Here is a 26,053-nt window from a genome sequence, read left to right on the forward strand (position 1 = left end):
TTTGCCCGCCCCCACCCTTGGCCTTTGATGAATGGCGGATTACAAAGGCCGCAGGTGATTTTCACGAAACAGCACAACAGGGGGAAACGTCCGCCATGACCGATTCCGTCAAATTCTTTCTGCCGGAAGAAAAAATGCCCAAGGCTTGGTACAACCTGGCCGCCGATCTGCCGGTGCCGTTGCCGCCACCGCTGCATCCGGGCACCGGTCAGCCGTTGGGACCCGACGATCTGGCCCCCATCTTCCCCCAGGCGGTGATCGCCCAGGAAATGACCACCGAACGCTGGATCGATATCCCCGAGCCGGTGCAGGACGTTTATCGGTTATGGCGTCCGGCGCCGCTGATCCGCGCCCGCCGACTGGAAAAGGCGTTGGGCACCCCGGCCAAGATCTATTTCAAGTATGAAGGCGTGTCGCCGGCCGGCTCGCACAAGCCCAACACCGCCGTGCCCCAGGCCTTTTATAATCAGCAAGAGGGCATCAAGCGGCTGTCGACCGAAACCGGCGCCGGTCAGTGGGGCAGCTCGCTGGCCTTTGCCGGCTCGTTGTTCGGCATCGAGGTCGAAGTCTTCATGGTCAAGATTTCGTACAACCAAAAGCCCTATCGCCGCGCCCTGATGGAGACCTATGGCGCCCGCTGTATCGCCAGCCCGTCGACGCTGACCGCGTGCGGCCGCGCCGTGCTGGACAAGGATCCCCATTCCAACGGCTCCCTCGGCATCGCCATTTCCGAGGCGGTCGAGGTCGCCGCCAGCCGTGACGACACCAAATACGCCCTGGGCAGCGTCCTTAATCACGTCTGCCTGCACCAGACGGTGATCGGCGAAGAGGCCATGCTGCAAATGGAGATGGCCGGCGACAGCCCCGACGTGATCGTCGCCTGCACCGGCGGCGGCTCGAATTTCGCCGGCCTCGCCTTCCCCTATATCCGCGAGAACCTGAAGGGGGCCAAGACCCGCATCGTCGCCGTCGAACCGGCCTCGTGCCCGACCCTGACCAAGGGCAAGTACGCTTATGATTTCGGCGATACCGGTCACCTGACGCCGCTGGTGAAGATGCACACCTTGGGATCGACCTTCATGCCGCCGGGCTCGCATTCCGGTGGCCTGCGCTATCACGGCATGGCCCCCATGGTCAGCCACGTCAAGGAACTGGGCCTGTGCGAGGCCACGTCCTATGCCCAGACCGAATGCTTCGCCGCCGCCGTCGCCTTTGCCCGGGCCGAAGGCATCGTGCCGGCGCCGGAATCGTCACACGCGGTCAAGGGGGCGATCGTCGAAGCCCTGCGCTGCAAGGCCGAGGGCAAGGCCGAAACCATCTTGTTCAACCTGTCGGGCCACGGCCATTTCGACATGCAGGCCTATACCGATTACTTCTCGGGCACTCTGAAGGATCTGCCCTATGACGAGCGGGAGCTGGAAGCGGCGCTGTCCAGCCTGCCGCAGGTCGGCTGACGCCACATCCCCGTGCGTGACGCTCATGGGGATATGGTCCGCGTGGATTGGTTGGGCTGATCGTGGTCAGCCCAACCAACGGCCCAACAATCCTTGACGCTTTTGCGGCAAGGGGGCGCATTGGCTTACCACTTGACGCAGCAAGGCGGCGATGTGTTCGTCGGTGATGGTGATGCCGTCGCTGGGATCGGGGGCAATGCTGCCGGATCGGGTATCAAGCAGGTCCAGCAGGCGCCGATCAAGCCGGCCCGAACGCGGCGGCCAGAGCGGGGCGTTTTCCCAGACGGCAACCATGACCCGCCCGGCCCCGGTCAGGGCGCGGTCAAGGTCGCCATGGGCCTTTTGCGCGCATAGCGCCAGCCACGGCAATTTACGCATACACAAGATGGTGAAGGCGCGCATGCTGCCCGCCGCGACGAAATCCAGAACCTCATCGTCGGACAAATTCAGCATGCGCAGCTCCGATCACGCCTTTAGATCGACCAATCCTTGGGACATCATTTGGGTCAGGTAATCCTTGGCCTTGCTGGTGTCGGTCCCCTGGCTGGCTTCCTTCAGCGATTCCAGCAGCAATTCCAGCGCGGTCTTCTCGCTGTCATCTTCCTCATCGGTTTCCTCGGCCTTGCCGGCGCCTCCCGCTGGCGGCGGGCCACCGGGGGGCGGACCTCCGGCGGGCGGGCCGCCGGCAGGGCGGTTGGCGGCCATCTGTGATTCAAACTCATCCAGGGCGGCACGGACCTGATCGGCCTCATCCGCACTCAGCGTGCCGGATTCGACATCCTGGCTCAGCTGGTTTTCCAAGGCGGCGCGGATCGAAGACGGGTCGGTCTTGCCGGTTCCGGCGCTCATGCTCGACTGAGCGACACTTTCCAGTTCCGAGCCGATGGTCGCCGCCTTATCGGCGGTCAACCCTTTGTTTTGCAGCGAAGAAGACAGGCTTTCTTGCAGCGATGCAGGGCGGCTGCCCTGACTGATCGATGAAATCGACATAGAGGTTCCCCTTGTTCTCAAGACGGGTTGGTGATTCTCCACCGCCTGATTACACGGGCGAACCGGGCCTTCCCTGCGCGACAGAGATGATTTTCCGCCGCGCCGGGATGCCCCACCTCACGCACTCAACGACAAGGCGGCCACCGCATTGCTCGAAGACTGCGTCGCGCTGCTTTGCTGCGACTTGGTATAGGCGTCAATTGCAGAGATCAACTGCTGCAAGGCCGAACTGGAGGAAGAGCCGTCGCTGCTGGACGAGGTGCCCTGCTCCAGCGCCGCCATCAGCTTTTCCACCAAATCCTGATCGTCCGACGACATTCCGGCCATCTCGGAAGATGGCGGCGGCGGCGGTCCTTGCATGCCGGCGGCGAATTGCTCGGCGGTGATTGAATCGGCATTTTCGCCGGCCAGACTTTCAAACAAGGACGCGGCCTGTTCCTCGCTGACATCGTCGGGACGACCGGCCAGGAATTCCTGGCGCGAAACCACGCCATCCTTGTTGGTGTCAAGCGCATCAAAGGTTTCGTCGGAATCACCGCCGCCACCACCGCCACCGCCACCGCCACCGGGGGGAGGCGGCGGCTGCATGCCGGCGACGAAGGTTTCCTGATCGACGCTTTCGGCGTCCTCACCCGCTATTTTGTCGAAGAAGGCGCTGGCCTGCTCCTCGCTGACATCATCGGGACGGCCGGCGACAAACTCTTCCCGCGACACCGCGCCATCGCCGTCGCTGTCAAGCTTGGCGAACAGGTCCTCGGCGTCGGGGGGGTCATTTTGATTTGAATTCGCCGCCTGAACCTGGATCATGCTGGCCTGCATGGACGCGGCCATCTGCTGAAAAGCCGATGCCAAATCGCTTTGACTGAGCGCCCCGGTGCTTTCGCTGTCGAGCTTGTCGAACAGCGAAGCCGCCTTTTCGGCGCTGACATCATCAGGGGCGCCGGCGACGAATTCATCTTTCGACACCTTGCCATCGGCATTGGTGTCGATCTTGGTGAACATCTTTTGAAACTGGGCAGAGCTGAATGAGCCGAGCCCGCCAAGAGCGCTCGTCATGGTGTTTCTCCATCGCTTGGGCAAGCCGACAAATCGGCTCACAAACACTTCCACGGACAAGAAAAGAAAAGCATGCGCATTTTTTGAAAAAAAAATTTTGCTGCGTGTAATGGCAAACAGAAAAAGCGGATCACCCATAATATATGGCGTCCGTTGTTTTAATACTTGCACATCTGTACTTTGATGGTGCACCATCCCCTATAGCACGCCATCCAATGCAAGAGCGGGGCCAACCCCAAGTTTCGAGCAAACCCGGATCGTGGCGGGCAGATCAGAAGACAGCGATCCCCAGAAGCGGGAAAAGACTGCCGGTCTTGGCCGGCAATTATTGCCGGCAGGGCGGTAAGGTTTGCCGTTTTTGGGGTGGAGTGCTTCATGTTGTGTGCGCTGGCATGACTCATTGCCACAGCGACGATGATCTGCTGGAACAGGTGGCCAAGGGCGACAGACTCGCCTTTCAGCTGCTGATGGAGCGCCACGCCCGCGTCATGCTGGCCTTGGCCCAGCGCATCAGCGGCAACCCCGACGACGCCGAGGAACTGGTTCAAGACGCCTTTTTGAAAGTCTGGACCCTGGCGCCGAAATGGCGCCGCGACGGCAAGGCGCAATTTTCCACCTGGTTGCACCGGGTGGTGTTGAACGGCTGCTTGGATCGCCGCCGCCGCCCGGCCTGGACCGGATTGGACGACATGGAGGAACTGGCGGATTCCGCCCTCGGCGCCGCCCAGAATCTGGCCCTGCAACGCAGTAAACTGATGGTTCAAGAAGCCATGGCGACCATCCCGGATCGCCAGCGCGCCGCCTTGTTCTTGCACTATTTTTCCGAAATCAGCGCCCCCCAGGCCGCCCAAGTGCTTGAGATCAGCGTGGCGGCGATGGAAGCCCTCTTGATACGGGGCAAGCGAGCGCTTAAGAAAGAACTGATGCGCCGCGGCATCACCGACCTTGGAGACATGCTGTGACCCCGGATAGGCTGGACGCCCTGATTCGGAGAAATTTCCCCGCCACCGAGATTTCGGCCACGCAGGTGAACCGGGTCGTCGATGGCGTGTTGGCGCGCCTGGAACAAAACCACCCTGTCAGTCGCTGGCAGTCATGGCTCCGTCTCCTCAGCGAAATCACCCCATCCATTCCCAGCCTGATGCGTCAAAGCGCCATCCCGGTGGGGGTGGCTTTGGCCCTGGGTCTTTATGTCGGGCAATTCTTGCAGCCCATGCCCCAGGACACCGCCGCCTTGGCCAGCTTGATGCCGGCCTCTTCCGTTCTGTTGACGGGGTATTGATGACCAGACATCCGATCTTGCGTTTTCTGCTGCCGGCTTCGCTGGCCTTAAACGCCTTTTTAGCCGGAGTGGCCTTGGTTCAGTGGAACGGGCCACATGTTCCACCCCCCCGACCGGAAAGAATGATCGAGGATATGGCCGCCACCTTGCCGGCCGCCGATGGTCAGATTCTGCGCCAAAGCTTTGCCGCCCACGCCCCGAATGTTGGTGGCCGCCCGCGCAATCGCGAAGACATGTTCGAACGCATTCGCACCGTTCTTCGGGCCGAGCCTTTCGACCCGGCGGCGATGAGCCTGATTTTTAGCGAAGGCCGGAAGGTGCGTGACCAGATCGACGATTCCATCGAAGCGGCACTGGTCGAAGCCGCGGGAAAAATGTCAGCGGAGGGCCGGCACAAATTGGCGGAATGGCGGCCGCCCTTCCCGCCGCCCCGGCGATAGCCCGTTCGCCCCCCCCGATGCGCCGGAGGTTTCAGCCGGCGCTGTCGTCGCGGGCCGGAGTCTCCCCCAGCGTGGCATTCCATTTCTCCGCCGCCTGCTCCAGTTGCTGCAACACCTCGGCTTCATGCTTAAGAAGCTTACGCGAGGATTTCAGCGCCTTGTAATACAGCTCCGCCGCCACTTCATCGCGGATTTCCTGCCCAATTTCGACGGCGGAGGGGCACGCCTCTAAATATTCCACCAGATAATGAGCGAACAACTTCAAATAGTGATCGCGCTTATCGGGGAAAATATAGGCGCATTGCAGGCAGAAATAGACCCGCGCCGCCGGCGTCGCGATGTCATCGTTCGTCAGGATTTCCTTTTGCCGCAAGATATTGGATTCATTATGAATCCTCAATTTTGTATTGGCCCCGGCATTCTCGATGACGGCACCGTTGATGATGACTTTTTCGCCGGGCTTGAGATCGATCAGCAGGGGCAAGGGAACTCTCCTAAGGGGCGTGTGGCTGCGCCCTCAGGATTATACCCTTGAGCGTTTCGGTGCAATGGTCGGGTCAGCTTACCAGCCGCCGGTTTCAAGCCAGCGCCGCACCATGGGCAGGCGATCCCAACCCCAAAAGGCTTCACCATCGACGACAAAAAACGGTGACCCGAACACGCCGGCGGCAATGGCCGCCTCGGTTTCGTCGCGGCACTTGGTCTTCCACAGCCCATCATCCATGGCCGCCAGCGCCGCCGCCGGGTCATGCCCGCATTCGCCGGCCACCGCCGCCACCACCGCCTTGTCACCGATATTGCGGCCTTGCCCGAAATAGGCGGCGAAGACAGCACGGGCGAAGTCCTTGGCGACCGTTCCATCGTCGGCGTCCAGCCACCAAAACACCCGCGCGGCGGCGATTGTCGCCACCGGGAACGGATCGGGGAAGCCATAGGCAAGGCCCGACATCCGCGCCACCCGATCCCAGTCGTGGCGGCTATACGCCCCTTTTAACGGCTGTTCGATCAGCAGCTGGTTGCCCGACGCCTTGAAGGCCGCCCCCAAGAGAATGGGGATCCACCGGCAGCTCCGCCCGGCCTCGGCCGCCATGCGGTCGATGGAATCGGCGGCGAAATAGCCATAGGGCGAGGAAAAGTCGAAATAGAAGTCGATGGGATTGCTCATACTTTCTCCTACCAAGCCACTTCCGAGCCGTCAAAATGGAAAAACTTACCGCTGTCGGTAAGCTGAACCTTGTCCAGCACCGCCCGCATCCCGGCCACCGCCTGCGACGATTCCAGCGGCGCGCTGGTTCCGCCCATATCGGTGCGCACCCAGCCCGGCGACAGCGCCACCACGGCGATGGTGCGGTCGCGCAAATCCAGCGCCAAGCTTTTAACAACCATGTTCAGGGCCGCCTTGGAAGCGCGGTAGGCGTAAATTCCGCCCGAGGTGTTTTCCGCCACCGACCCCATTTTCGACGACATCGCGGCGATGATCCCGCCCGCGACCACCTGATCGACGAAGATTTCCGCCATCTGCAACGGCGCCAAGGCGTTAACCCGCATCACCCGCAAAAAGCCATCGGCATCGACGGCGCCGAAATCCTGATTTTGCCCATAGATCCCGGCGTTATTGAGGACGATGTCCAGACTGACCCCTTTCAGCGTCTCCTTGAGCCGGCGCAAGGAGGTGATGTCGGCGACATCGGCGACATAGACCTCGCCGCCGGCTTCCGAGGCCGCCCGCCCGGATAGCGGATCGCGCACGGTGGCCAGCACCCGCCAACCGGCGGCGGCGTATTGACGGGTAAATTCCAGACCCAGGCCGCGATTGGCTCCGGTAATCAGAATGGTCGGCATGGCGTGCTCGTCCTTTTGGTATCGTTCCACCGCCATGGTAGCCTTGTGCATACGCGATGACAAACCCCCGACAAACAGATATTGTCATTACGGAATGCGCCCGACTAAAGTGGGGGATCTATAGGGCATGCTTCTTGATTCTGGCCAGGACGCCGCAACGTTCAGCGCCTATCGCGCCGGCTTCCCCGAAAGTCTGGCCGCGCGTCTGCGCGCTATCGGTTTTGGCACGGGCAAGCAGCGGGTCTTGGATCTGTGCTGCGGCTTTGGCGATCTGGCCCGGATGTTTGCCGTCGGGGAGTGCCAGGTCGTCGCCTTGGATGCCTCGTCCTCTGCCTTGGAACAAGCGCGACACACTTGCGGCGGCCTGAACGTCGAATTCGTCGAAGCCCAGGCGGAATGCACCGGCCTGCCCGATCAATCCTTCGACGCCGTCATCGCCGGCCAATGCTGGCACTGGCTGGAACGCCGCCGCGCGGCGGCGGAAATGGCCCGCTTGGTCAAACCCGGTGGACTGCTGGTGATTTGCCATTTCGATTGGCTGCCGCTGCCCGGCAATGTCGTCGCCGCCACCGAGGAAATGATCCGCAAATGGAACCCGGTCTGGCCCATGGGCGGCGGCACCGGCATCTACCCGCAATGGCTGGGGGACATGGCCGTGGCCGGGTTCGACGATCTGGAGACCTTTTCCTATGACGTCGCCCACCCCCATACCCGGAGCGAATGGCGGGCACGACTGCGCGACACGGTGGGGATCGCCGGGCGGTTGTCGCCACAACTGATCCATGATTTCGATCAAGATCTCAGCCGCATGCTCGACACACGCTTTCCCGGCGAGCCCTTACTGGTGCCCCACCGCGTCTGGGCCGCCTGCGGCCGCCGCAAGATCAAGCCGGTTCACGCTCCCTCTCTCCCATGACAAAACGGCCGGCGGAATCGCTTCCGCCGGCCGCTTGACTGTCGTGGAATTAACCGCGGGCGCCGGACAACAAGCCGCGGGCGATCACCTGGGCCTGAATTTCCGCGGCCCCCTCGAAAATATTAAGGATGCGGGCGTCACACAGGACGCGGCTGATCTGGTATTCCTCGGCGTAGCCGTTGCCGCCGTGGACCTGAAGCGCGTTGTCGGCGTTGGACCAGGCGACGCGGGCGGCCAACAGCTTGGCCATGCCGGCTTCGATGTCGCAGCGATGACCGCCGTCTTTCTCGCGGGCCGAGAAATAGGTGAGCTGGCGGGCGATCATGGTTTCCACCGCCATCCAGGCGATCTTGCAAGCGACGCGGGGGAAGTTATAGATGGCCTTGCCGAATTGGACCCGGTCCTTGGCGTATTGCTGACCGATTTCCATGGCGTTTTGAGCCACGCCGACGGCCCGCGCCGCGGTCTGGATGCGCGCCGATTCGAAGGTTTCCATCAATTGCTTGAAACCCTGGCCTTCGACCCCGCCCAACAAATTGGCGGCCGGCACCTTGAAGCCGTCGAAGCCCAGCTCGTATTCCTTCATGCCGCGATAGCCCAGCACCTTGATCTCGCCGCCGGTCATGCCCTCGCTTGGGAACAGGTCATCCTCGGTGCCGCGCTGCTTGGGCGCCAGGAACATGGACAGGCCCTTCCAATCCTTGGTGTCGGGATTGGTGCGGACCAACAGCGTCATCACGTCGGTACGGCTGGCATGGGTGATCCAGGTCTTGTTGCCGGTGACGACGTAATCGTCGCCGTCCTTGACCGCGCGGGTGCGCAACGAGCCCAGATCGGAACCGGTATTGGGTTCGGTGAACACGGCTGTCGGCAAAATCTCGCCCGAGGCGATCTTCGGCAGCCATTCTTCTTTCTGTTCCTGGGTGCCGCCCAGGCGGATCAGCTCACCGGCGATTTCGGCGCGGGTGCCCAAACTACCGACGCCGATATAGCCGCGCGACAATTCTTCGGTGACCACGCACATGGCGGTCTTGCCCATGCCCAGACCGCCGAATTCTTCCGGCAAGGTCAGGCCGAACACGCCCATTTCGGCGACGCCGTTCAAAACGTCGAGCGGGATCAGTTCGTCTTTCAGGTGCCATTCGTGGCAATAGGGGGCGACGTTGTCATCGACGAAGCGGCGGAATTGGTCGCGAATCATGCCCAGGGTCTCATCGCCCAGCGCCAGCTCGCCGTAATGATGGCCATCTTCGATCAATTGGGCGATGCGCACGCGCACGGCGGCGGCGTTGCCGGTCTTGCGCAACAAGCTGACCGCCTCGGAATGATGCTGGTGGCACGTCGCCGAATCCAGGCCCAGATCAATGGGGCGAATAATCTCGCCCTGGCTCATGGGGATGCCGCCATACATCTGGGCGCAATACTCGCCATAGGCCGATTGCAGCATCAACTGCTCCAGCTCGCCGAATTTGCCATCGGCGTCGATGCGCTTGGCCCAATCCAGCATCTGTTCCAGCGCCGCCACATAGGTGGACAGCCAGGCATAGCCGTGGGCGGCCTGCTGATTGGCTTCGAACCGAGCGGAATCGATCTTGCCGTCGGTGGACACCATGGCGGTGACCGAATCCTTGGCGGCGGCGTGCAAACCGCGAACGGTTTCAAGCGCGGTTTCACAGGTCGGGATCAGGTCGGCGATCAGCAGCGAGGCGGTCATGGGTGCATGTCCTCAAAAGGTCGTGAAACAAGAAAAAGCCCCCGCCGCCGGGCAGCGGCGGGGGCTATATTGGAGGCCTTATTCGCCTTCGATGCAATCCTCGACGGTATAGCGGCCGGGCTTCTTGGCCTGAACCAGAACCGCCATGTTGCCGGGCTTGTGCTGATTTTTCAGCATCTTCATGTGCGCGGTCGGGATTTCATCCCACGAATAGCATTCCGACATGCACGGATCGATGCGGCGCTCGATCACCAGCTGGTTGGCCTGGCTGGCCTGGAGCAGGTTGGCGAAGTGGCTGCCCTGGATACGCTTTTGCCGCATCCACACGAAGCGGGCGTCAAAGGTCAGGTTGAAGCCGGTGGTGCCGGCGCAAAACACCACCATGCCGCCGCGCTTGACCACGTTGCACGACACCGGGAAGGTGGCCTCGCCGGGATGTTCAAAGACGAAATCGACGTCGTTGCCCTTGCCGGTGACATCCCAGATGGCCTTGCCGAACTCGCGCACCTTCTTCATGTAGGCGGCGAACACGGCTTGGTCGCCGTCAACGTCGGGCAACTGCCCCCAGCAATCGAAATCCTTGCGATTGATGACGCCCTTGGCCCCCAGGCCAAGAACGAAGTCGCGCTTGTCTTCTTCCGAGATGACGCCGATGGCGTTGGCGCCCGACACGGCGATCAGCTGGATGGCCATGGAGCCCAAGCCGCCGGCGGCGCCCCAGACCAGGACGTTATGACCGGGCCGCAGCACATGCGGACGATGACCGAACAGCATGCGATAGGCCGTCGCCAGGGTCAGGGTGTAACAGGCCGATTCTTCCCAGGTCAGATGCTTGGGCCGATGCATGACCTGCTGGGACTGAACGCGGGTGAACTGCGCGAACGAGCCGTCGGCGGTTTCATAGCCCCAGATGCGCTGGGTCGGCGAATTCATCGGATCGCCGCCATTGCATTCCTCGTCGTCGCCATCGGTCTGGTTGCAGTGGACGACCACCTCGTCGCCGACCTTCCAGCGCTTGACCTTGGCGCCCACCGCCCACACCACGCCGGCGGCATCCGAGCCGGCGATGTGGTATTGCTCTTTATGATAGTCGAAGGGGGAAATGGGCTTGCCCAGAGCCGCCCACACGCCGTTGTAGTTGACGCCGGCCGCCATCACCATGATCAGCACTTCATGCGGATCGATGTCGGGGGTATCGACCACTTCCACCAACATGGCGGTGTCCGGGTTGCCGTGCCGTTCCTTGCGGATGGCCCAGGCATACATCTGCTTCGGCACATGACCCAGCGGCGGGATCTCACCGATTTCGTAAAGGTCCTTCTTCACTTGGGCCTGAACTTCGCTCATCCCACTCACTCCCTGCATGGCAAGCTGGTAATCTGTCGATGCCGCTGGCCCAATGGGCGCGGCAGTGCTTCGTTTTAGCGTTTTGCGGCTTTCTTCGCAATGCACAAAATGATAGTTTGTTTCGCGAAGGGCCAATATCGAGAAATTTTAGGTCTCTCCGCCTAAACTCTCGTGAGGCTTTATATCGTTGATAACGCGCCAATGCAGGAAGGTAGCGACCCATGACGGACAAGACCCCCGCCCGCGAGAAGCCCTGGCTGTTCCGCACCTATTCAGGCCACAGCTCGGCGGCGGAATCCAATAAGCTGTTCCGGGCCAATCTGGGCAAGGGCCAGACCGGTCTGTCGGTGGCCTTCGACCTTCCGACCCAGACCGGCTATGATTCCGATCACGTCCTGGCCCGTGGCGAAGTCGGCAAGGTCGGCGTGCCCATCTGCCATATTGGCGACATGATGACGCTTTTCCAGGATATCCCGCTGGAGAAGATGAACACGTCGATGACCATCAACGCCCCGGCGGCGTGGCTGCTGTCCTTGTACATCGCCACCGCCGAGCGGCAGGGCACGGCACGGTCGGCCCTGAACGGCACCACCCAGAACGACATCATCAAGGAATACCTGTCGCGCGGCACCTATATCTTCGGCCCGCAGCATTCCTTGCGCCTGACCAGCGACGTCATCGCCTTTACCTATCGCGAAGTTCCCAAGTGGAACCCGATGAACGTGTGCAGCTATCACCTGCAAGAAGCCGGCGCCACCCCGGAGCAGGAACTGGCCTTCGCCTTGGCGACCGCCATCGCCGTGCTCGACACCGTGCGCCCGGTGGTCCCGCCCGAAGATTTCTCGGTCGTCGTCAGCCGCATTTCGTTCTTCGTCAATGCCGGCATCCGCTTCGTCACCGAATTGTGCAAGATGCGGTCCTTCACCTATCTGTGGGACGAAATCTGCCGCACCCGCTATGGCATCACCGACGAAAAGGCCCGCCGCTTCCGTTATGGCGTCCAGGTCAATTCCTTGGGCCTGACCGAACAGCAGCCGGAAAACAACGTCTATCGCATCTTGCTGGAAATGCTGGCCGTCGTGCTGTCCAAGGATGCCCGCGCCCGCGCCGTCCAGCTGCCGGCCTGGAACGAAGCCTTGGGCCTGCCGCGTGAATGGGATCAGCAATGGTCGTTGCGCCTGCAACAGATCGTCGCCTATGAAACCGATTTGTTGGAATTCGGCGACATCTTCAACGGCTCGACCGAAATCCAGCGCAAGGTGGATGAATTGATGGCCGGGGCGCGCGACGAGCTTAAGCGCATCGACGACATGGGCGGGGCCGTTGCGGCGGTGGAATCCAGCTACATGAAGCAGAAATTGGTGGAAGCCAACGCCCGGCGCATCGGCGCCATCGAAGTTGGCGACCAGGTCGTCGTCGGCGTCAACAAGTGGACCCAAACCGAGCCCAGCCCGCTGACCGGCGGTGACGGCTCGATCCTGACCGTCGATCCCAAGGTGGAAGCCGAGCAGATCGAACGTCTCAGGGCCTTTAAGGCCGGGCGCGAGCAAAAATCCGTGGATCAGGCCATCGCCGCCCTGCATGCCGCCGCCGCCGAAGGCCGCAATATCATGGAGCCTTCCATCGCCGCCGCCCATGCCGGCGTCACCACCGGCGAGTGGGCGCAGACCTTGCGCGACGTGTTCGGCGAATACCGGGCGCCGACGGGCGTTTCCCGCGCCGCCGCCGGCACCCGTGGCGACAAGATCGTCGAAGTCCGCGCCCGCGTCGAGGCGGTGTCGGCCCAGTTGGGCCGCCGCGTCAAGATGCTGGTCGGCAAGCCCGGCCTGGACGGCCATTCCAACGGGGCCGAACAGATTGCCGTGCGCGCCCGCGATGCCGGCATGGAAGTGGTCTATGAAGGTATCCGCCTGACGCCCTCGCAGATCGTCAACGCCGCGCTGGAAGAAGGCGTCCACGTGGTCGGTCTTTCCATCTTGTCGGGCAGCCACATTCCCTTGGTCACCGAAGTGCTGGAACGCATGCGCGCCGCCGGCATTGGCGACATCCCGGTGGTGGCCGGCGGCATCATCCCGCCGGAGGACGAAAAGACCTTGTTGGCGGCGGGTTGCGCCCGCATCTACACGCCCAAGGATTACGACATCACCACCATCATGGGCGACATCGTCGAACTGGTCGGCAGCCGCGCCCAAGCGGCCTGAGAACGACGCACGGATAGCCAAGGGGGAAACCTTGGCTATCCGCTTTCTCGGCGACCGGTAACCTTTCGCCGGGCACGGGCGAACAGCAAGGCAGATCCGTCTTTGCCCGCGTGCAGGTGCCCATGAGGAAACGTGTTGCCGTCGTCATTCTTGTCTTGCTGCAATCCGCCCTGACATATGGCGGGAACGCCGAGACTTTGCCCCAGGAATATTGGCGCCACCCCTTGGCGCCCCAAGGCGAGGCGCCAAAGGATTGGAGCGCGGAAGAAAAATCATTGCGACCGCAAGAATGCGGCCTGTGCCATGCGGACAAGCTGGCGGAATGGCGCACATCCCTGCATGCCAAGGCGTTTTCCCCCGGTTTGGTCGGCCAATTGTTGACCTTCGATTCCGAGGACGTGCACTCTTGCCTGAATTGTCACGCCCCGCTGGCCGAACAAAAACAAGCCTTTGATGCGGCGCGCGCCGCCGGCAAGGGCCATCTGCCCACGGCACAAGGATTGGCGGCCCAGGGTAATTCCTGTGGCGGCTGTCATCTGCGCAATCACCGCCGCTTTGGCCCGCCGCAGCGCGATGGCGGCGCGGTGGGCGTTTCGCCCGCCGATGGCTCCCATGGCGGCGTCACCCGCAGCCGCGATTTCGAACGATCGGATTTTTGCGCCGCCTGTCATCAGTTTCCCCAAGACATGGCCATCAACGGCAAACCGCTGGAAAACACCATGGTCGAGTGGCAGGCCAGCCCCGCCGGCCGCAATGGCCAGTCTTGCCAATCGTGCCACATGCCCGACCGCCGCCATCTGTGGCGCGGCATCCATGATCCCGCCATGGTCGCCGCCGGGGTGACGGCGCAATTCAGCGCCGAAACCGGCTTTGCCCGCTTCCGCCTGACCAACACCGCCACCGGCCACGCTTTTCCCACCTATGTGACGCCCAAGGTCATGCTGAAGGCGGTTGGCCTTGACGAGAACGGCGCCGTCATCCCCGGCAGCGCGCGCGAGCACGTCATTCAGCGCCGGGTCGCCTTCATTGATGGCGACTGGATCGAACGCTTCGACAGCCGTCTGCCGCCCGGTCAATCGGCGGGGCTCGACATGCCCTGGCCGGCCAGCGGCCGGGTGCGGTTCTGGCTGGAAGTGCACCCCGATGATTTTTATGACCACGATGTCTATGACGGCCTGTTGCGCGACCTGCCCAAGTCCAGCGCCGCCGCCCGCCTGATCGCCGAGGCCGACGCCCAGGCGCGACGCAACCGCTTTACTTTGTTCGAACGCGAGGTTACCCGCCCATGACCCAACCCTCGGCCCAAGCGTTGCGCCGTGCCGCGGCAGAGATCATCGAATGCCAACGCGTCCTCGCCAAAAGCGGCTTGAATCTGGTCGGGGAGGTTTTGCGCGGTTTCGGCGACTTCACCGAGTTCGAGCATTATCCGCCGGACGACGTCTATGATCCCGAAACCCACGGCCAATACTATTTTCACGCCCACCCCCCGGGCGGGCGAGACTGGTCCGATTATGGCCATTTCCACATTTTCATGCGGCCCAAGGGCATGCCGACGGGGATTCGTCCCATGGTCGTCGCGGACCCACTCTCCCAGGGTGGCGACAATGACGCGCTGTGTCATCTGATCGGCGTTTCCATGACCCAAGACGGCCAGCCGGAACGGCTGTTCACCACCAATCGCTGGGTCACGGCGGAAACCTGGTATGCGGGGAACGACGTCATCGCCATGCTGGAGCGCTGCGCCTTCGATGTCGCCTGGCCATCCTGGCCGCTCAACCGCTGGCTTTCCGCCCTGCTGGTGCTCTATCGCCGCGAGATCGAGGCTTTGATCCTGGCCCGTGACGCCGTTATCTCCGACTGGTCATCGCGCCATTCCGACCGAAACGTTTTCGAGGATCGCGGGCTGGAGATCACCTCGGCGATGATGATCTCGCTGCCGGAAAAGCTGGCGCAATCGGCCGCGCCCTAACGCGGCAACGGCGGCGGAAACAGGCGCTGTCCCATTAGGCCAAAGACGGCCGACAGCATGACGACACCGCCGAAATGCCAGACCAAAACGATGATCGCGGCTTCGGCATGGTGGAACAGATCCAGCGTCGCCGAGGCGAGGGCGGAAGCGGCCAGGGCCGCCAGCACCGCCGTGCGGCCCGGATTCAAGGCCGCGCCTCGCCGCAAAAGCACCATCAGAACGGAAATGGGCACGATGCTGATGATGGCGATTTCCGGCAGGCATTGGGGGTGAATGGCCGGCACCAGGGAATCCGTCCCCCGCACCACCCAGTCCCGCAGACATCCCATGCCGACGCTGCCCAGCCAAACCAACGCCGGCAGCACCGGCAGGGCCAGCCGCCATGCGCTGATTCCGGGCACGGTCGAGGCCAGCGCCGCCCAGGCGGCGCAAAGGCCGGTGGCGATTGCCGCCACATGGGCGATGGCAAAGCCCGGATCGGTCAGGCGCTCGGCCAAGTCGGCCCTTGGCCCCATGACGACAACGATGAGCGCGAGAAGGGGAACCATCACCGCCAGCCCCCGCATCAGCCGATGCAGCGGCGGAGCCAAGCGTTTGACCGGTACAACCTGACGGCCCAATTGTGCGATCAGATCCTCTGTATTCATGGTCCCAATATCCCTTTGAGCGCTTTGATGGCACGATGAACCGCGACCTTCAGGGCGCCTTCGGACATTCCCGAAGCCGTGGATGCCTCGCTCAGCGACATCTCGCGCAATTTCACCAATTCAAGCGCCTTTCGTTGTCCTTCCGGCAAGGTCGCCATGGCGCGGTGCAAGGCCGCGCTATCCATTGCCAACATGTTCGTTTCGACGGCGCCAATGGTTTCAGGCAAATCGTCGATATTGGACGTTTGTCTGACGCGGTGGGTGTCACGCCGGCCGGCATCGGCGCAGCGATGGGCGACGATGGCGGCCAGCCACGGCAGAAACGGCCGGGCCGGATCATAGGTATGGCGGACCACATGCAGGGTCAGCAGAACCTCTTGCACCACGTCTTCCTGATCGCGCAAGCCCTGCCGTCGCTTGGCCACCATGCGGCGGACGATCGGCAGCGCCACGGACAACAGGCGGACAAAGGCCTGTTGGTCGCCGGCCTGGGCGGCGGCCATCCAGTCGGACCATTGCGGGTCACCGACATCTTGTCCGGTCATTGCTGCGTCCTTGAATCCGCCGCCGAGGCACAATCGAAAAAATTTCGCGCCGACAGTAACCTGTCCGAGCCAAGGGACGAAACCTCCAATACAGCCGGCCAAGACGGTCGGTGCGTTTCCTGCACGCGGTAAGGCTCCGCGTGAGCTCAATCAAGGAGGTTTTGCATGTCCAAGTCCATCCGCACCCTGATGTTCGCCGCCACCGTCGGCAGCCTTGTCGCCGTCGGCGGCGCCGGCGCCTATGCGCAAGCGGCCAATCCTTGCGCCGCCAAGGCGGCCAACCCGTGCGCGGCCAAGGCCGCCAATCCCTGCGCCGCCAAGGCGGCCAATCCCTGCGCCGCCAAAGCGGCCAATCCTTGTGCGGCCAAGGCGGCCAACCCCTGTGCCGCCAAGGCCGCCAATCCCTGCGCCGCCAAGAAATAGCCTTTCCGTTTTGGCCGGCCGTGGCGATGCGGCCGGCCAGATCACATCAAAACCGGGAAAGGGGGAAACCGTGGCCGCGAAAAGAAACCTGTCGAAAACCATGTTCGCCACCGTGTTCGGCCTGGCTTCGGTGATTGCTTTTTGCGCCGGCAGCATCGGCGCCAGCACCGCGCGTCGGGTCACGCTGACCGGCGAGGTTATCGATTCCTGGTGTCAGAGTACCGGGATCATGTACGCGCTGGGCACCGCCCATCACCAATGCGCCATCTGGTGCGCCGTCGGCGGCATTCCCGTCGGATTGCGAACCGCCGACGGCACGCTTTACACCATCTTGCGGGCGGACGCGGACAAACGGAACGTCGCCTCCCCCCGTCTGCTCAAGATTCAGACTCATGAGATTTCGGTGGAAGCCGATCTTTATGAACGCGATGGCGGCCGCTATCTGCTGATCGATCAGGTGCTCGACGATCACGGCATCGTCAACCAGACCCATGCCGATAACGGCATCCAACCTTTCGGGGAATGACGGCCATGCGTCTATCCATTGCGATCCTGGCTGCCGTCTTGGCGTCCCATCCGCTGATGGCCGCCGAATCCTGGGGCTTGCCCAACGAAGAAGCGGCGACCTTTTCCGCCAAGGTGGTCGATATGCAATGCGCCCTGACCGGGGATTGTCCCAAGGATTGCGGAGATGGGCGGCGCCAGCTGGGCTTTCTGACCGGCGACGGCAAACTGATTTTAGCCATGAAGAACGCCGACCCATTCGCCGGCGCGTCGCGTGATCTGCTGCCTTTTTGTGGCCAAACGGTAACGGCGGATGGATTGTTCGCCACCAACGAGGGGGTTCGGGTCTTCGCCTTGCAGCGGATCAAGCCGGCCAAGGGGCAATGGATCGCCGCCAACGGCTTCGTCCGCGCCTGGGCCAAGACCAACAAGGTCGCCGCGGACGGCGAACAAGCGGCAGAATGGTTTCGTCACGATCCCACGGTTGCCGCGTTGATCGCCATCGGTGGTAAGCTGGGACTGGGACCCGACGCGCCGCCAAAGGAATGAAACGATGACTCCGCCGCCATCATTATCGCGTTTGTCGCTGCGGTCCTTGCTGGCCGGGTCGCTGACGGCGCTCTGCGTTTTTCTGGCGGCGGCGACCGGTTATATTTTGTACGAACTGAACCTGCGCAAGCACGATTATCAGATTTTGAATCTGGCCGGTCAGATGCGTGTGCTGGCCTCGTCGCTGCCACACCAAGCCGGCGAGTTTCTGCGTGACGATCTGTTGCCGTCCACGTCCGGCGATCAGACCGCACGGCTGTTCGAGCGCAGTGTTTCCGAAGACATGGAACTGTATCAACGGATCATCGAGGGCTTTGTCGAACGTGAACTTCCCGCCGATCTGATTGGCCAAGCCGAGGCGTTGCGATGCAATTGGGATCAGCGCTCGACCAATCAGCTTGATCGTTCCGCCGCTCAGTGGCGCAGCTATCGCCAGGGGCTGGATCTCGCCCGTGGGGCCGACGCCACCCGGCCACAGATCTTCGCCATGGCCGCCTATATGGTGGCGAACGGATCCGTCTTGGTGCATTCCACCGAAGAATTGGCCCATGCCTTTCAGGCGATGATGGAAGGGAAGTTGCGGGTCATCCGGTTGCTGATCGTCGGCATGCTGACCGGGGCGCTGGCCGTCGCCGCACTCATCTTGGGGGTCATGCATCGCAGCATCTTGCGGCCGCTGGCACGAACCATTACCGGCTTTGACCGCGTGGCTTCGGGCGATCTTGGCTTCCAGGTCGAAAACGCCGGAACGCGGGAATTGGCCAGCATGACCGCCGCCTTCAATAATTTGTCGTCGCGGCTGCGGTCGGTGTTCGATTTGATCGAACATATTGGCCGCGGTTCCAACATGGCGGAAACCATGACCTTTGTCGGCACCGAGTTTCGTCGTTTCGTCCCGGTGGATGGATTGGCCTTGCTGGTCACCACCCCCGACGGGCTGTCTTTCGTCGCCGAAAGCAGCAATGGAATCGCCGGCGGCTGGCCCGAGATGGCTGATCCCATCCTCAGCCGAGCCACCCGCGAGCGGATGCCGTTAAGCGTGGATAGCGCCAGCGCCGAAACCGGCGTCTTGGCCGATTTTCTTCGTCGAAACGGCATCGCCAGTCTGTTGGTGTTGCCGTTGCTGAGCGTGCGTGAAGGCGGCGCCGCTCTTGTCGTGGCCTCGGCGCGACCAAGCGCCTATTCGCAGGAACACCAGCGCTTTCTCGGCGGCATCGCCACCCAATTGGACGCCATCTTGGCCCGCACCATGGTCATGGACGGCTTGGTGGTTGCCGCCGTGCAGGGCTTGGCCAAGCTGGCGGAAAGTCGTGACCCGGAAACCGGCGACCATCTGATCCGCATGAGCCTGTATTGCACCTTCATCGCCGATGAATTGCGCGGCGTCAAAAGTTATGGGGGGACGATCGACCGGGATTATATCCGCGCTCTGCACCGTTTCGCCCCCATGCATGATATCGGCAAGGTGGGAATCGCCGACCGGGTTCTGCTGAAGCCGGGGCGGCTGGATGATGAGGAACGCCACGAGATGAACCGGCACCCCGGCATCGGCGCCGACGTGTTGAAACTGTGCGAGCAGCGGATGAATGAGCTGGGGCACAGCATCTTTCGCATCGGCATCGAGATCGCGCAAAGCCATCACGAAAAATGGGATGGCAGCGGGTATCCCGACGGATTACGCGGCGCGGAAATCCCTCTATCCGCGCGCATTGTCGCCGTTGCCGACGTCTTCGACGCCCTGACCTCGAAACGCCCCTATAAGGAAGCCTGGAGCACCGACAAGGCGCTTGAGATCATCCGCGCCGATGCCGGCCGCCATTTCGACCCCGATGTGGTCGAGGCCTTGGACCGCTGCCTGCCCCAGGTGCTTGAGGTCTATGACCGCATGAAGCACGTCTAAAACCGGTCCCGCCAGGATTGTCAGGCGTGGCGCATGGCCCCCAGGAAATTCTCGACCCTGGTCTTGACCGAATCGGCCTGACGGGCCAGCCCGTGGGCATCGTCCAAAACCTCTTGCGCCGCCAGCCCGGTCACTTCCGAAGCGGAACGGACCTCGTCCATACGATCGGAAACCTCTCGGGTCAGCCGGGCGGCATGATCGACGCTTTGGGCGATTTCATTGGTTGCCGATCCTTGCTCGGCCACCGCCTGGGCGATGGAAGTGGAGGAATCGTTGATCGCGGTAATGGTCTCGCCGATTTCGACAATGGATCGGACCGCATCGCGAGTGGCGGCCTGGATCGCGCTCACCTGTGCGGTAATGTCGCGTGTCGCCCGCGCGGTCTGATTGGCCAAATGCTTGACCTCGTTGGCGACCACGGCGAAACCCTTGCCGGCATCGCCGGCGCGCGCCGCCTCGACGGTGGCGTTCAACGCCAGCAGATTGGTCTGCTCGGCGATCTCGGTGATCAGGTTGACCACTTCACCGATCCGGTTGGCCGCATCGGCCAGGCCGTCGATGCGGGTGGTGGTCTGACGGGCCTGCCGGGTCGCCGCCTCGGCCATGCGCGAGGATTCGGAAACCTGGCGGGAAATCTCGGCGATGGAGGCGCTCAATTCCTCTGCCGCCGCCGCCACCTTGGTGACATTGTCCGATGATTCCAGCGATGCCGCCGACACGGCGTTGGACAATCCGTCGGTGCTTTTAGCCTGCGACAACATCTGCTGGGCATTGTTCAGCACCGTGCTGGCGGCATCGGCCACCCGCACCAGCACCTGCCCCATGGCCGCGTCAAAGTCGTGCGACAACTCGGCCTGACGCGCCGCCCGCGCGGCAATGGCTTGCTGGGTGTCGCGCTGGCGCTGTTCGGCCTCGTGGCGGGCCACCGCATTAACTTGAAAGACCTGCATGGCCTTGGCCATTTGCCCCAATTCGTCGGCGCGGCCGGTTGCCGGCAGGGTGAGGTTCAGTTCCCCCTCGGCCAGCCGGGTCATGGCCTGGGTCATGTGGTGGATCGGGGCGACGATGGAGCGCGCCATCAGGGCGACGACGACAAAGGCAAGGGCCAGACTGATGGCCAAAAGCGTCCATTCCACCACCGCCAACGAGGTGATGGCCGAGGCGATGGAGGCCGCTTCCGTCTTCAGCTCGGCGTGATGAAGATCGACCAACCCACCGGCACGGGTGCCGTCCGCGCCCTTGGCCCCGGCCAGAAAGCTCTGCAAGCGTTCGGCGCGGGGGACGATCTCGCTGCGTTGAAGATATTGCGCCATGTTCCATTGTTCCGAGGCGCGAATCTCGAACATGGTGCGCGACAACCCGTCGAAAGTCTCGGCCGCGGCCAGCAAATCCCGCAAATTGGATTTCTGCGCGGCGGTCAGGGCCGACGACTGCGCCTCCAAGGCTCTCATCTGCTCGCGCACCCACGGCCAGACCGCCTGGAACTGCCCGGAAAACTGATCATCGCCAGCCAGCAGATAGGCCCGCACATTGGCCATGCTCACCGCCATGCCGGCACGAATATCCCCCATGACGGCAAACAATCGCTTGCGCTCGGCCGTGGCCGGCTGCTCCAGTTCATCACTCAAGATGGCGGTGATCTGCTCCAGCATGGTTGTCGCGATCGGTCCGCCCTTTTCCACCAGCAATTTGGTCGCGGGCTGTTCCTCGGCCGAACGGGCGATGGCCTGAACATTGTCTTGGGCGGCGCCAAATTCCGCCAAGGTGGCCTTGAAATCGTCCCAATCCTGTCGCTGTTCGGCCGAATCCCAATCGAGCGACAACACATCCATCTGGGCGCGGGCATTGTCGATGTCGCGCCAGATGGCGGCGCGTTCCTGCTTGGCGCTGACCGCCCCGGTCAGCATCCAACCACTGAGCGCCGCCAGCGAAGCATTGATGTCGTTGGCCAAGCGCGCGCTGATTGCCGCCGTCGGCACCCGCTTGCCGGCAATGCTGCCGGTTAATGCGCCAATATTGCCGACCAATGTCAGGGTGATGCCGACCATCACGACGATGATGGCGACCATGACGGCGAAACCGGCGATCAGCCGACCACGGATGCGCAGATGGCGAAAGGGCAAGGGTATTGCGAAATCCATGGTCACCATTTCCTGGCGCAGCGAGGGACGATCTCTTGCTGTTCGCCCCCTGCCGGGAAAAGGTTACGCCACCGCGGATTAAAGGATCGCCAGCACGCTTTCCGGCGGCCGTCCCAGCGCCGCCTTGTCGCCCTTGATGACGATGGGCCGTTCGATGGCGGCGGGATGGGCAGCCAAGGCGGCGATCAGGGCGGCCTCGGACAAGGCCTTGACGTCGATCCCGGCTTCGTCCGCTTCTTTTTTCCGCACGATATCAGGGGCGCTCTTGCCCAATTTGGCCAAGATGGCGGTCAGTTCGGCAACGCTGGGCGGCGTCTTCAAATATTCGATCACGACCGGGGCGACGCCATTGTCTTGCAGCAATTTCAGCGTTTCACGCGACTTCGAGCAGCGGGGATTGTGATAAATCGTCACGTCGTTCATGCGTTTTGAATCCTTGAAAATCATTAAGGCCGCCGCCATTGTGAGGCCGGCACCCCCTGCCGGCAAGATGGGACAAACAATGATCACGATGCCGAAGCTGCCGCTTTTCGCGGTTCTGCTCGCCTTTTTCCTCGGACTTTCCGCCTCCCTTCCGGCCCCATCCTTGGCGCAGACGACCGCCGCCCCGGATGTGGAAAAGCTGGTGGCGACACTGGAGGACGATACCGCCCGAGCCAAGCTGGTCGGTCAGTTGAAGCTGCTGTTGCAGGCGCAAAAGGGCAAGCCGGGGGCGCCCGCAGCCGCCGAGTCCAATGCCGGCAACCTGCTGAACGCCATTCCCGACCGGATTGAAAAATCCATGTGGTCGTTGCTGTGGTATTGGGGCGGCGGGGCGGCGAAATGGCTGTCGCAAGGCATTGGCCCCCGCGTGATCGGCGGGATCATTTCCATCTTGTCGGCGCTGACCTTGGCCTATGTGCTGTGGCGGGTGGTCGCCGGGGCGATTCATCGCTATCTGGAACACACCGACAAGGAAGGAAAGGCCATCGAACGGTCACGCCGGGTGCGCACATTGCTGCCGCTGCTGCGTCTGGTGGTGCGGGTGGTGCTGACGGTGATGGTGTCGCTGATCATCTTGTCGGAACTGGGCGTCAACATCGCGCCGTTGCTGGCCGGCGCCGGCGTTGTCGGCATCGCCGTCGGCTTTGGCGCGCAAAAGCTGGTGCAAGACATTATCACGGGTATTTTCATCCTGGTCGAAGACACCATTTCCATCGGCGACGTGATCCGCATCGATCCCCATTCCGGCGTGGTCGAAGCCATGTCGATCCGGGCGCTTCAATTGCGCGATGCCAACGGCAATTTGCATTCCATCCCGTTTTCCTCGGTCGATTCCGTCGTCAATATGAGCAAGAAATTCGCCTATGCCGTGTTCGATGTCGGTATCGCCTATAGCGAGGATGTCGACAGGGTCATTGATGTCTTGAAGGATTTGGGCGCGGAAATGCAGGCTGATCCCCTGTGGGGCGACAAGCTGTTGGAGCCGTTGGAAGTGCTGGGGCTGGAACGTTTCGACGCCTCGGCGGTGGTCGTGCGCGCCCGCTTCCGCAGCAAGCCGTTGCAGCAATGGGCGGTGATGCGGGAATTCAATCGCCGGATGAAGCGCCGCTTCGATGCCGATGGCATCGAATTTCCGTTCCCGCAGACCACCTTGTGGTTCGGCGAGAATGCCGATGGCAGCGCCCCGCCGGCCAAGGTGCGGACGGTTCAGTCCATATCGGACTGATCCGCCCTCCCCTGCGTTTCACTCAGCGGAATTTGGTCTCAGTCCAAAATTTCGTCCAAGACCTCGGAACTGTCGGCGTCAATCACCTGACGCACCGTGTCGAAATCAAAGCCGGCGCGGGCCAGAATGGCCATATCCTTGGCGCGGAAGGCGGCGCGGGCTTCGGCCAGCCGGAATGGCCCCAGCCGGCGTTTTTTAGCCAGCCGGATGGCGGCGGCGAGATCGGGGTGGAGGTGTTCGTCCGCCAAGGCATCGACAGCCTGATCGGTCAGTTCGCTGTCCACCCCCTTGGCCGCCAGGGTGGCGCGGATCACCCGCGTCGCCTTGCCCTGGCGGTGTAAGGCGCGGGTCTTCATCTCGGCATAGGCGGCATCGTTCAGATAGCCCAACCCGGTCAGCTTGGCGATGACGGCGTCGACAGCGGCCATGTGCTCGCCCCGCTCGCCCCCCCAATGGGCGAGGCTGCGATCGATCTTGCGCGCCAGCACACGACGCAGGCCGGCGCTGGAGGCGGCGAAACGCTCGAGATAATGCAGCGCGGCATTTTCCAGATAAGACGGGGTGATCTTGGGCGGGATGCGGTCAACGGCCATGGGCGGAGCTTAGCGCGACACGGGATGACTGTCTAAGGGCAGCGCGGAGAAAGCGTCGGACGATCTTCCAGACTAAGGCGACGGGTCCCGATGACGATATCGGGAACAAGAGGCGGCGCCAGGGTGAAATCCCCTTTTAGCAAGGCTTGGCGTTGATCGGCGCAAGCAAGACCGAAATTGCCGGCGTGTCGCCATTGACCATCGGTCTCGCCGGTAAAGAACAGCAAGGGCGCGGCGGCGTTATGTTCCGTCATCACCGCCATGGCGCGACCGCCGCCATCGTGACCCAGCAAGACGACGTCGCATTTCTTGCCGGCCATGCGGTGGCAATCCAAATGTGACAAGCCCGGCTTGGCCAATCCGGGGGGCAAGGCCTGACCGGCGGGGTGGATGATCATATTGGCGGCCACGGCGTCGGCGCTGGGCAGACCTGCCTGGCTTTTCGCCTGCCAGCGGTTGGCGGCCTGCAAGGCGGAATTGGCCTTGTCGACGATGGCCGGGTCGACGCTTTGGCTTAAGCTCCGCAAGGCTTCCTGGCCATAACGTTCGCCGTCGAAGCGCAGCGAGACGAAATCGAAGGCATCGACGCTGACCCGTCCGCTCGTCAGCCGGTTTAGCTGGCTGGAAACGGCGATGCGGGCGGGATCGGCCAAAGGCGACAGCACCGCCAGCATGATCCCCACCACGACGAAGGAAACGGCGATATTCGTCGCCTCCCACCATCGCCGTGGGGCGTCATTCCACCACCCGGAACCGGCATAGCCGATGGCGTACAGGCTGGCGACCAGAACCACGGCGGCGAGGATGACGCGATCATTGGTCCACCCGTACTGGTCGACTCGGAGAAAGGTGGCATAGCCGGCCAAGCCGACCAGAACCAACAGCAGCGGGCCGATGGCCGAACCAGACCAAGCCAGAATCCTGGCCGGCAGGTGGCCGTCCTCGCCGTCACGCGGCGGGCCTTGCTGATAGGCGGCGTTGGCCAGCACGATCAGACAGGCGGCGGCGCTGAGCAGGGTCACGGCGCCGCGCTTGGTTTGCCACAAAAGATCCAGCGACGTCGCCGCCAAGGCGGCCAGAAAGCCGGCGGTGATCAGCACCATCACCGGCAAAAGCCACGACAGCAACACCAGGGCCAGCTTGCGAATGCCGGCGATGATGCCGGGGGCGACGTCGGTCAGATGGATGGCGGCGCCCAGGGCCAGAAAGGTCGCCGGCCAGGCGAACCAAGGCTCGCCGATGGTGCGGGAAAAGAAATCCAGGTGCAGCATGTCGAACAGGGCGGCGCCCAGAAACAGCACCAGCCACAGCGCCCCGGTGAAATTGGCGGCAAAGGCCAGTTGCACGCCTTGTTTCCAGGCGACATCGAAATAACGGCCATAACGGGCGATGGGCCTTGCTTCTTCTTGCGCCGCGCTCATCAGCGCGTGGGCGACAAACACCATGATGGCGGTGGCGGCGATCAGGGTGAAGGACGGCGCCACCCCCTGCCACATTCCGTTATCCAACGGATGAGCGCCGATGCGGCGCTGGATGTCGTGGACGGTCAACCCGATCAGGACGGCGGCGACGGCCGCGCTCCAGGCGATCAACCGCCGCATCGGCATCCGGCCCAAATCAAGCATGGCCACCAGCGGCACGGACAGACAGGCGACGAACAAAGGCGGCAAGACAAAAGCGCGCATGGATCCCTGCGCGGCGTTCTCCATCCCTCGGATCAGCAGATAAAGGCCGACGCCTTGGGCGCAGCCGATCAACAGCCGGCCAAGACCGATGGGGGAAAGCCGTTCCATCAACATCATGGCGTGCCTTTCGCGCATTCCAGGCCGAAC

General features: G+C 62.7%; 27 protein-coding genes. 13 read left to right on the forward strand and 14 right to left on the reverse strand.

Features of this window, described 5'->3' with window-relative positions:
* Window positions 1-95 precede the first annotated feature (95 nt).
* On the forward strand, window positions 96-1,454 hold the full coding sequence (locus KEC16_RS12235; RefSeq protein ID WP_211549286.1) for a TrpB-like pyridoxal phosphate-dependent enzyme: 1,359 nt from the start codon (window positions 96-98) through the stop codon (window positions 1,452-1,454).
* A gap of 66 nt (window positions 1,455-1,520) precedes the next feature.
* On the opposite strand, the gene KEC16_RS12240 is transcribed toward KEC16_RS12235, so the two are convergent.
* The 3 genes from KEC16_RS12240 to KEC16_RS12250 all read right to left on the reverse strand — a co-directional run bounded on the left by KEC16_RS12240 (window position 1,521) and on the right by KEC16_RS12250 (window position 3,500).
* Window positions 1,521-1,907, reverse strand: coding sequence for a hypothetical protein (locus KEC16_RS12240; RefSeq protein ID WP_211549288.1), 387 nt, complete (start codon window positions 1,905-1,907; stop codon window positions 1,521-1,523).
* Window positions 1,908-1,919: 12 nt separating this feature from the next.
* Window positions 1,920-2,444 (reverse strand): hypothetical protein, encoded by a 525-nt coding sequence (locus KEC16_RS12245; protein ID WP_211549290.1) that lies wholly within the window; start codon window positions 2,442-2,444, stop codon window positions 1,920-1,922.
* A gap of 117 nt (window positions 2,445-2,561) precedes the next feature.
* Window positions 2,562-3,500: an EF-hand domain-containing protein gene (locus tag KEC16_RS12250; RefSeq protein ID WP_211549292.1), complete on the reverse strand. Its 939-nt coding sequence runs from the start codon at window positions 3,498-3,500 to the stop codon at window positions 2,562-2,564.
* A 392-nt stretch (window positions 3,501-3,892) separates the two neighbouring features.
* Between KEC16_RS12250 and KEC16_RS12255 the strand changes: the two genes are divergently transcribed.
* From KEC16_RS12255 to KEC16_RS12265, 3 genes are read left to right on the forward strand one after another with little or no spacing between them, the layout of a single operon-like run.
* Entirely contained in the window at window positions 3,893-4,462 is a 570-nt protein-coding gene (locus KEC16_RS12255) for a sigma-70 family RNA polymerase sigma factor (protein WP_211549294.1), read from the forward strand.
* The gene (locus KEC16_RS12260) at window positions 4,459-4,782 is read left to right on the forward strand and encodes a hypothetical protein (RefSeq protein WP_211549295.1); all 324 of its coding nucleotides are present in this window, start codon (window positions 4,459-4,461) and stop codon (window positions 4,780-4,782) included. Before KEC16_RS12255 ends, KEC16_RS12260 begins: the two co-directional genes overlap by 4 nt.
* Window positions 4,782-5,222 carry a periplasmic heavy metal sensor gene (locus KEC16_RS12265; protein WP_211549297.1) on the forward strand — a complete coding sequence of 147 codons (441 nt, stop codon included), beginning with the start codon at window positions 4,782-4,784 and terminating at the stop codon, window positions 5,220-5,222. Before KEC16_RS12260 ends, KEC16_RS12265 begins: the two co-directional genes overlap by 1 nt.
* 31 nt (window positions 5,223-5,253) lie before the next feature.
* Here KEC16_RS12265 and KEC16_RS12270 read toward each other — a convergent pair whose 3' ends face one another.
* The 3 genes from KEC16_RS12270 to KEC16_RS12280 form a co-directional block, all read right to left on the reverse strand.
* Window positions 5,254-5,706: a flagellar biosynthesis repressor FlbT gene (locus KEC16_RS12270; protein WP_211549298.1), complete on the reverse strand. Its 453-nt coding sequence runs from the start codon at window positions 5,704-5,706 to the stop codon at window positions 5,254-5,256.
* A gap of 78 nt (window positions 5,707-5,784) precedes the next feature.
* A complete protein-coding gene (locus tag KEC16_RS12275; protein WP_211549299.1) occupies window positions 5,785-6,387 on the reverse strand; it encodes a 2-hydroxychromene-2-carboxylate isomerase in 603 nt (200 codons plus the stop codon).
* Between the two features lie 8 nt (window positions 6,388-6,395).
* Window positions 6,396-7,064, reverse strand: coding sequence for an SDR family oxidoreductase (locus KEC16_RS12280; protein ID WP_211549300.1), 669 nt, complete (start codon window positions 7,062-7,064; stop codon window positions 6,396-6,398).
* A 127-nt stretch (window positions 7,065-7,191) separates the two neighbouring features.
* Here KEC16_RS12280 and KEC16_RS12285 point away from each other — a divergent pair, with 127 nt between their 5' ends.
* Window positions 7,192-7,980, forward strand: coding sequence for a class I SAM-dependent methyltransferase (locus KEC16_RS12285; RefSeq protein ID WP_211549301.1), 789 nt, complete (start codon window positions 7,192-7,194; stop codon window positions 7,978-7,980).
* Between the two features lie 49 nt (window positions 7,981-8,029).
* Here KEC16_RS12285 and KEC16_RS12290 read toward each other — a convergent pair whose 3' ends face one another.
* Window positions 8,030-9,694, reverse strand: coding sequence for an acyl-CoA dehydrogenase family protein (locus KEC16_RS12290; RefSeq protein WP_211549302.1), 1,665 nt, complete (start codon window positions 9,692-9,694; stop codon window positions 8,030-8,032).
* A gap of 78 nt (window positions 9,695-9,772) precedes the next feature.
* Window positions 9,773-11,041 (reverse strand): crotonyl-CoA carboxylase/reductase, encoded by a 1,269-nt coding sequence (gene ccrA, locus KEC16_RS12295; protein WP_211549303.1) that lies wholly within the window; start codon window positions 11,039-11,041, stop codon window positions 9,773-9,775.
* A gap of 221 nt (window positions 11,042-11,262) precedes the next feature.
* On the opposite strand from ccrA, the gene KEC16_RS12300 reads away from it, so the two are divergent.
* The 3 genes from KEC16_RS12300 (at window position 11,263) to KEC16_RS12310 (ending at window position 15,211) form a co-directional block, all read left to right on the forward strand.
* A complete protein-coding gene (locus tag KEC16_RS12300) occupies window positions 11,263-13,242 on the forward strand; it encodes a protein meaA (RefSeq protein WP_211549304.1) in 1,980 nt (659 codons plus the stop codon).
* Window positions 13,243-13,364: 122 nt separating this feature from the next.
* Complete coding sequence (locus tag KEC16_RS12305) at window positions 13,365-14,531, forward strand: multiheme c-type cytochrome (RefSeq protein ID WP_211549306.1); 1,167 nt, start codon at window positions 13,365-13,367, stop codon at window positions 14,529-14,531.
* Window positions 14,528-15,211 (forward strand): DUF6969 family protein, encoded by a 684-nt coding sequence (locus tag KEC16_RS12310; RefSeq protein ID WP_211549308.1) that lies wholly within the window; start codon window positions 14,528-14,530, stop codon window positions 15,209-15,211. The genes KEC16_RS12305 and KEC16_RS12310 overlap by 4 nt, the downstream gene beginning before the upstream one ends.
* Here the strand turns inward: KEC16_RS12310 and KEC16_RS12315 are convergent.
* Both KEC16_RS12315 and KEC16_RS12320 read right to left on the reverse strand, forming a co-directional pair.
* Window positions 15,208-15,858 (reverse strand): NrsF family protein, encoded by a 651-nt coding sequence (locus tag KEC16_RS12315; RefSeq protein WP_211549310.1) that lies wholly within the window; start codon window positions 15,856-15,858, stop codon window positions 15,208-15,210. The two genes, KEC16_RS12310 and KEC16_RS12315, sit on opposite strands and share 4 nt — an antisense overlap.
* Complete coding sequence (locus KEC16_RS12320; protein WP_211549312.1) at window positions 15,855-16,403, reverse strand: sigma-70 family RNA polymerase sigma factor; 549 nt, start codon at window positions 16,401-16,403, stop codon at window positions 15,855-15,857. Before KEC16_RS12320 ends, KEC16_RS12315 begins: the two co-directional genes overlap by 4 nt.
* A 165-nt stretch (window positions 16,404-16,568) precedes the next feature.
* Here KEC16_RS12320 and KEC16_RS12325 point away from each other — a divergent pair, with 165 nt between their 5' ends.
* From KEC16_RS12325 to KEC16_RS12340, 4 genes are all read left to right on the forward strand, one after another.
* Window positions 16,569-16,826, forward strand: coding sequence for a hypothetical protein (locus KEC16_RS12325; protein WP_211549314.1), 258 nt, complete (start codon window positions 16,569-16,571; stop codon window positions 16,824-16,826).
* A gap of 70 nt (window positions 16,827-16,896) precedes the next feature.
* Window positions 16,897-17,352, forward strand: coding sequence for a hypothetical protein (locus KEC16_RS12330; RefSeq protein ID WP_211549316.1), 456 nt, complete (start codon window positions 16,897-16,899; stop codon window positions 17,350-17,352).
* Between the two features lie 5 nt (window positions 17,353-17,357).
* Complete coding sequence (locus KEC16_RS12335; RefSeq protein WP_211549317.1) at window positions 17,358-17,879, forward strand: hypothetical protein; 522 nt, start codon at window positions 17,358-17,360, stop codon at window positions 17,877-17,879.
* 4 nt (window positions 17,880-17,883) lie between these two features.
* A complete protein-coding gene (locus tag KEC16_RS12340) occupies window positions 17,884-19,779 on the forward strand; it encodes an HD domain-containing phosphohydrolase (protein WP_211549319.1) in 1,896 nt (631 codons plus the stop codon).
* Window positions 19,780-19,799: 20 nt separating this feature from the next.
* Here KEC16_RS12340 and KEC16_RS12345 read toward each other — a convergent pair whose 3' ends face one another.
* Both KEC16_RS12345 and arsC read right to left on the reverse strand, forming a co-directional pair.
* Window positions 19,800-21,920 (reverse strand): HAMP domain-containing methyl-accepting chemotaxis protein, encoded by a 2,121-nt coding sequence (locus KEC16_RS12345; RefSeq protein WP_211549321.1) that lies wholly within the window; start codon window positions 21,918-21,920, stop codon window positions 19,800-19,802.
* 78 nt (window positions 21,921-21,998) lie between these two features.
* Window positions 21,999-22,343 (reverse strand): arsenate reductase (glutaredoxin), encoded by a 345-nt coding sequence (gene arsC / locus KEC16_RS12350; protein ID WP_211549323.1) that lies wholly within the window; start codon window positions 22,341-22,343, stop codon window positions 21,999-22,001.
* 79 nt (window positions 22,344-22,422) lie between these two features.
* On the opposite strand from arsC, the gene KEC16_RS12355 reads away from it, so the two are divergent.
* Window positions 22,423-23,628: a mechanosensitive ion channel family protein gene (locus KEC16_RS12355; protein WP_211549325.1), complete on the forward strand. Its 1,206-nt coding sequence runs from the start codon at window positions 22,423-22,425 to the stop codon at window positions 23,626-23,628.
* A gap of 38 nt (window positions 23,629-23,666) precedes the next feature.
* Here KEC16_RS12355 and KEC16_RS12360 read toward each other — a convergent pair whose 3' ends face one another.
* Together KEC16_RS12360 and KEC16_RS12365 are read right to left on the reverse strand one after the other, a co-directional pair.
* On the reverse strand, window positions 23,667-24,221 hold the full coding sequence (locus tag KEC16_RS12360; protein WP_211549326.1) for a regulatory protein RecX: 555 nt from the start codon (window positions 24,219-24,221) through the stop codon (window positions 23,667-23,669).
* A 32-nt stretch (window positions 24,222-24,253) separates the two neighbouring features.
* Window positions 24,254-26,041: a DUF4153 domain-containing protein gene (locus KEC16_RS12365; RefSeq protein ID WP_211549328.1), complete on the reverse strand. Its 1,788-nt coding sequence runs from the start codon at window positions 26,039-26,041 to the stop codon at window positions 24,254-24,256.
* Window positions 26,042-26,053: the final 12 nt, after the last annotated feature.

Origin of the sequence: Magnetospirillum sulfuroxidans (genome assembly GCF_018224925.1) — a bacterium.
In the GTDB taxonomy this organism is placed as follows: Bacteria; Pseudomonadota; Alphaproteobacteria; order Rhodospirillales; family Magnetospirillaceae; genus Magnetospirillum; species Magnetospirillum sulfuroxidans.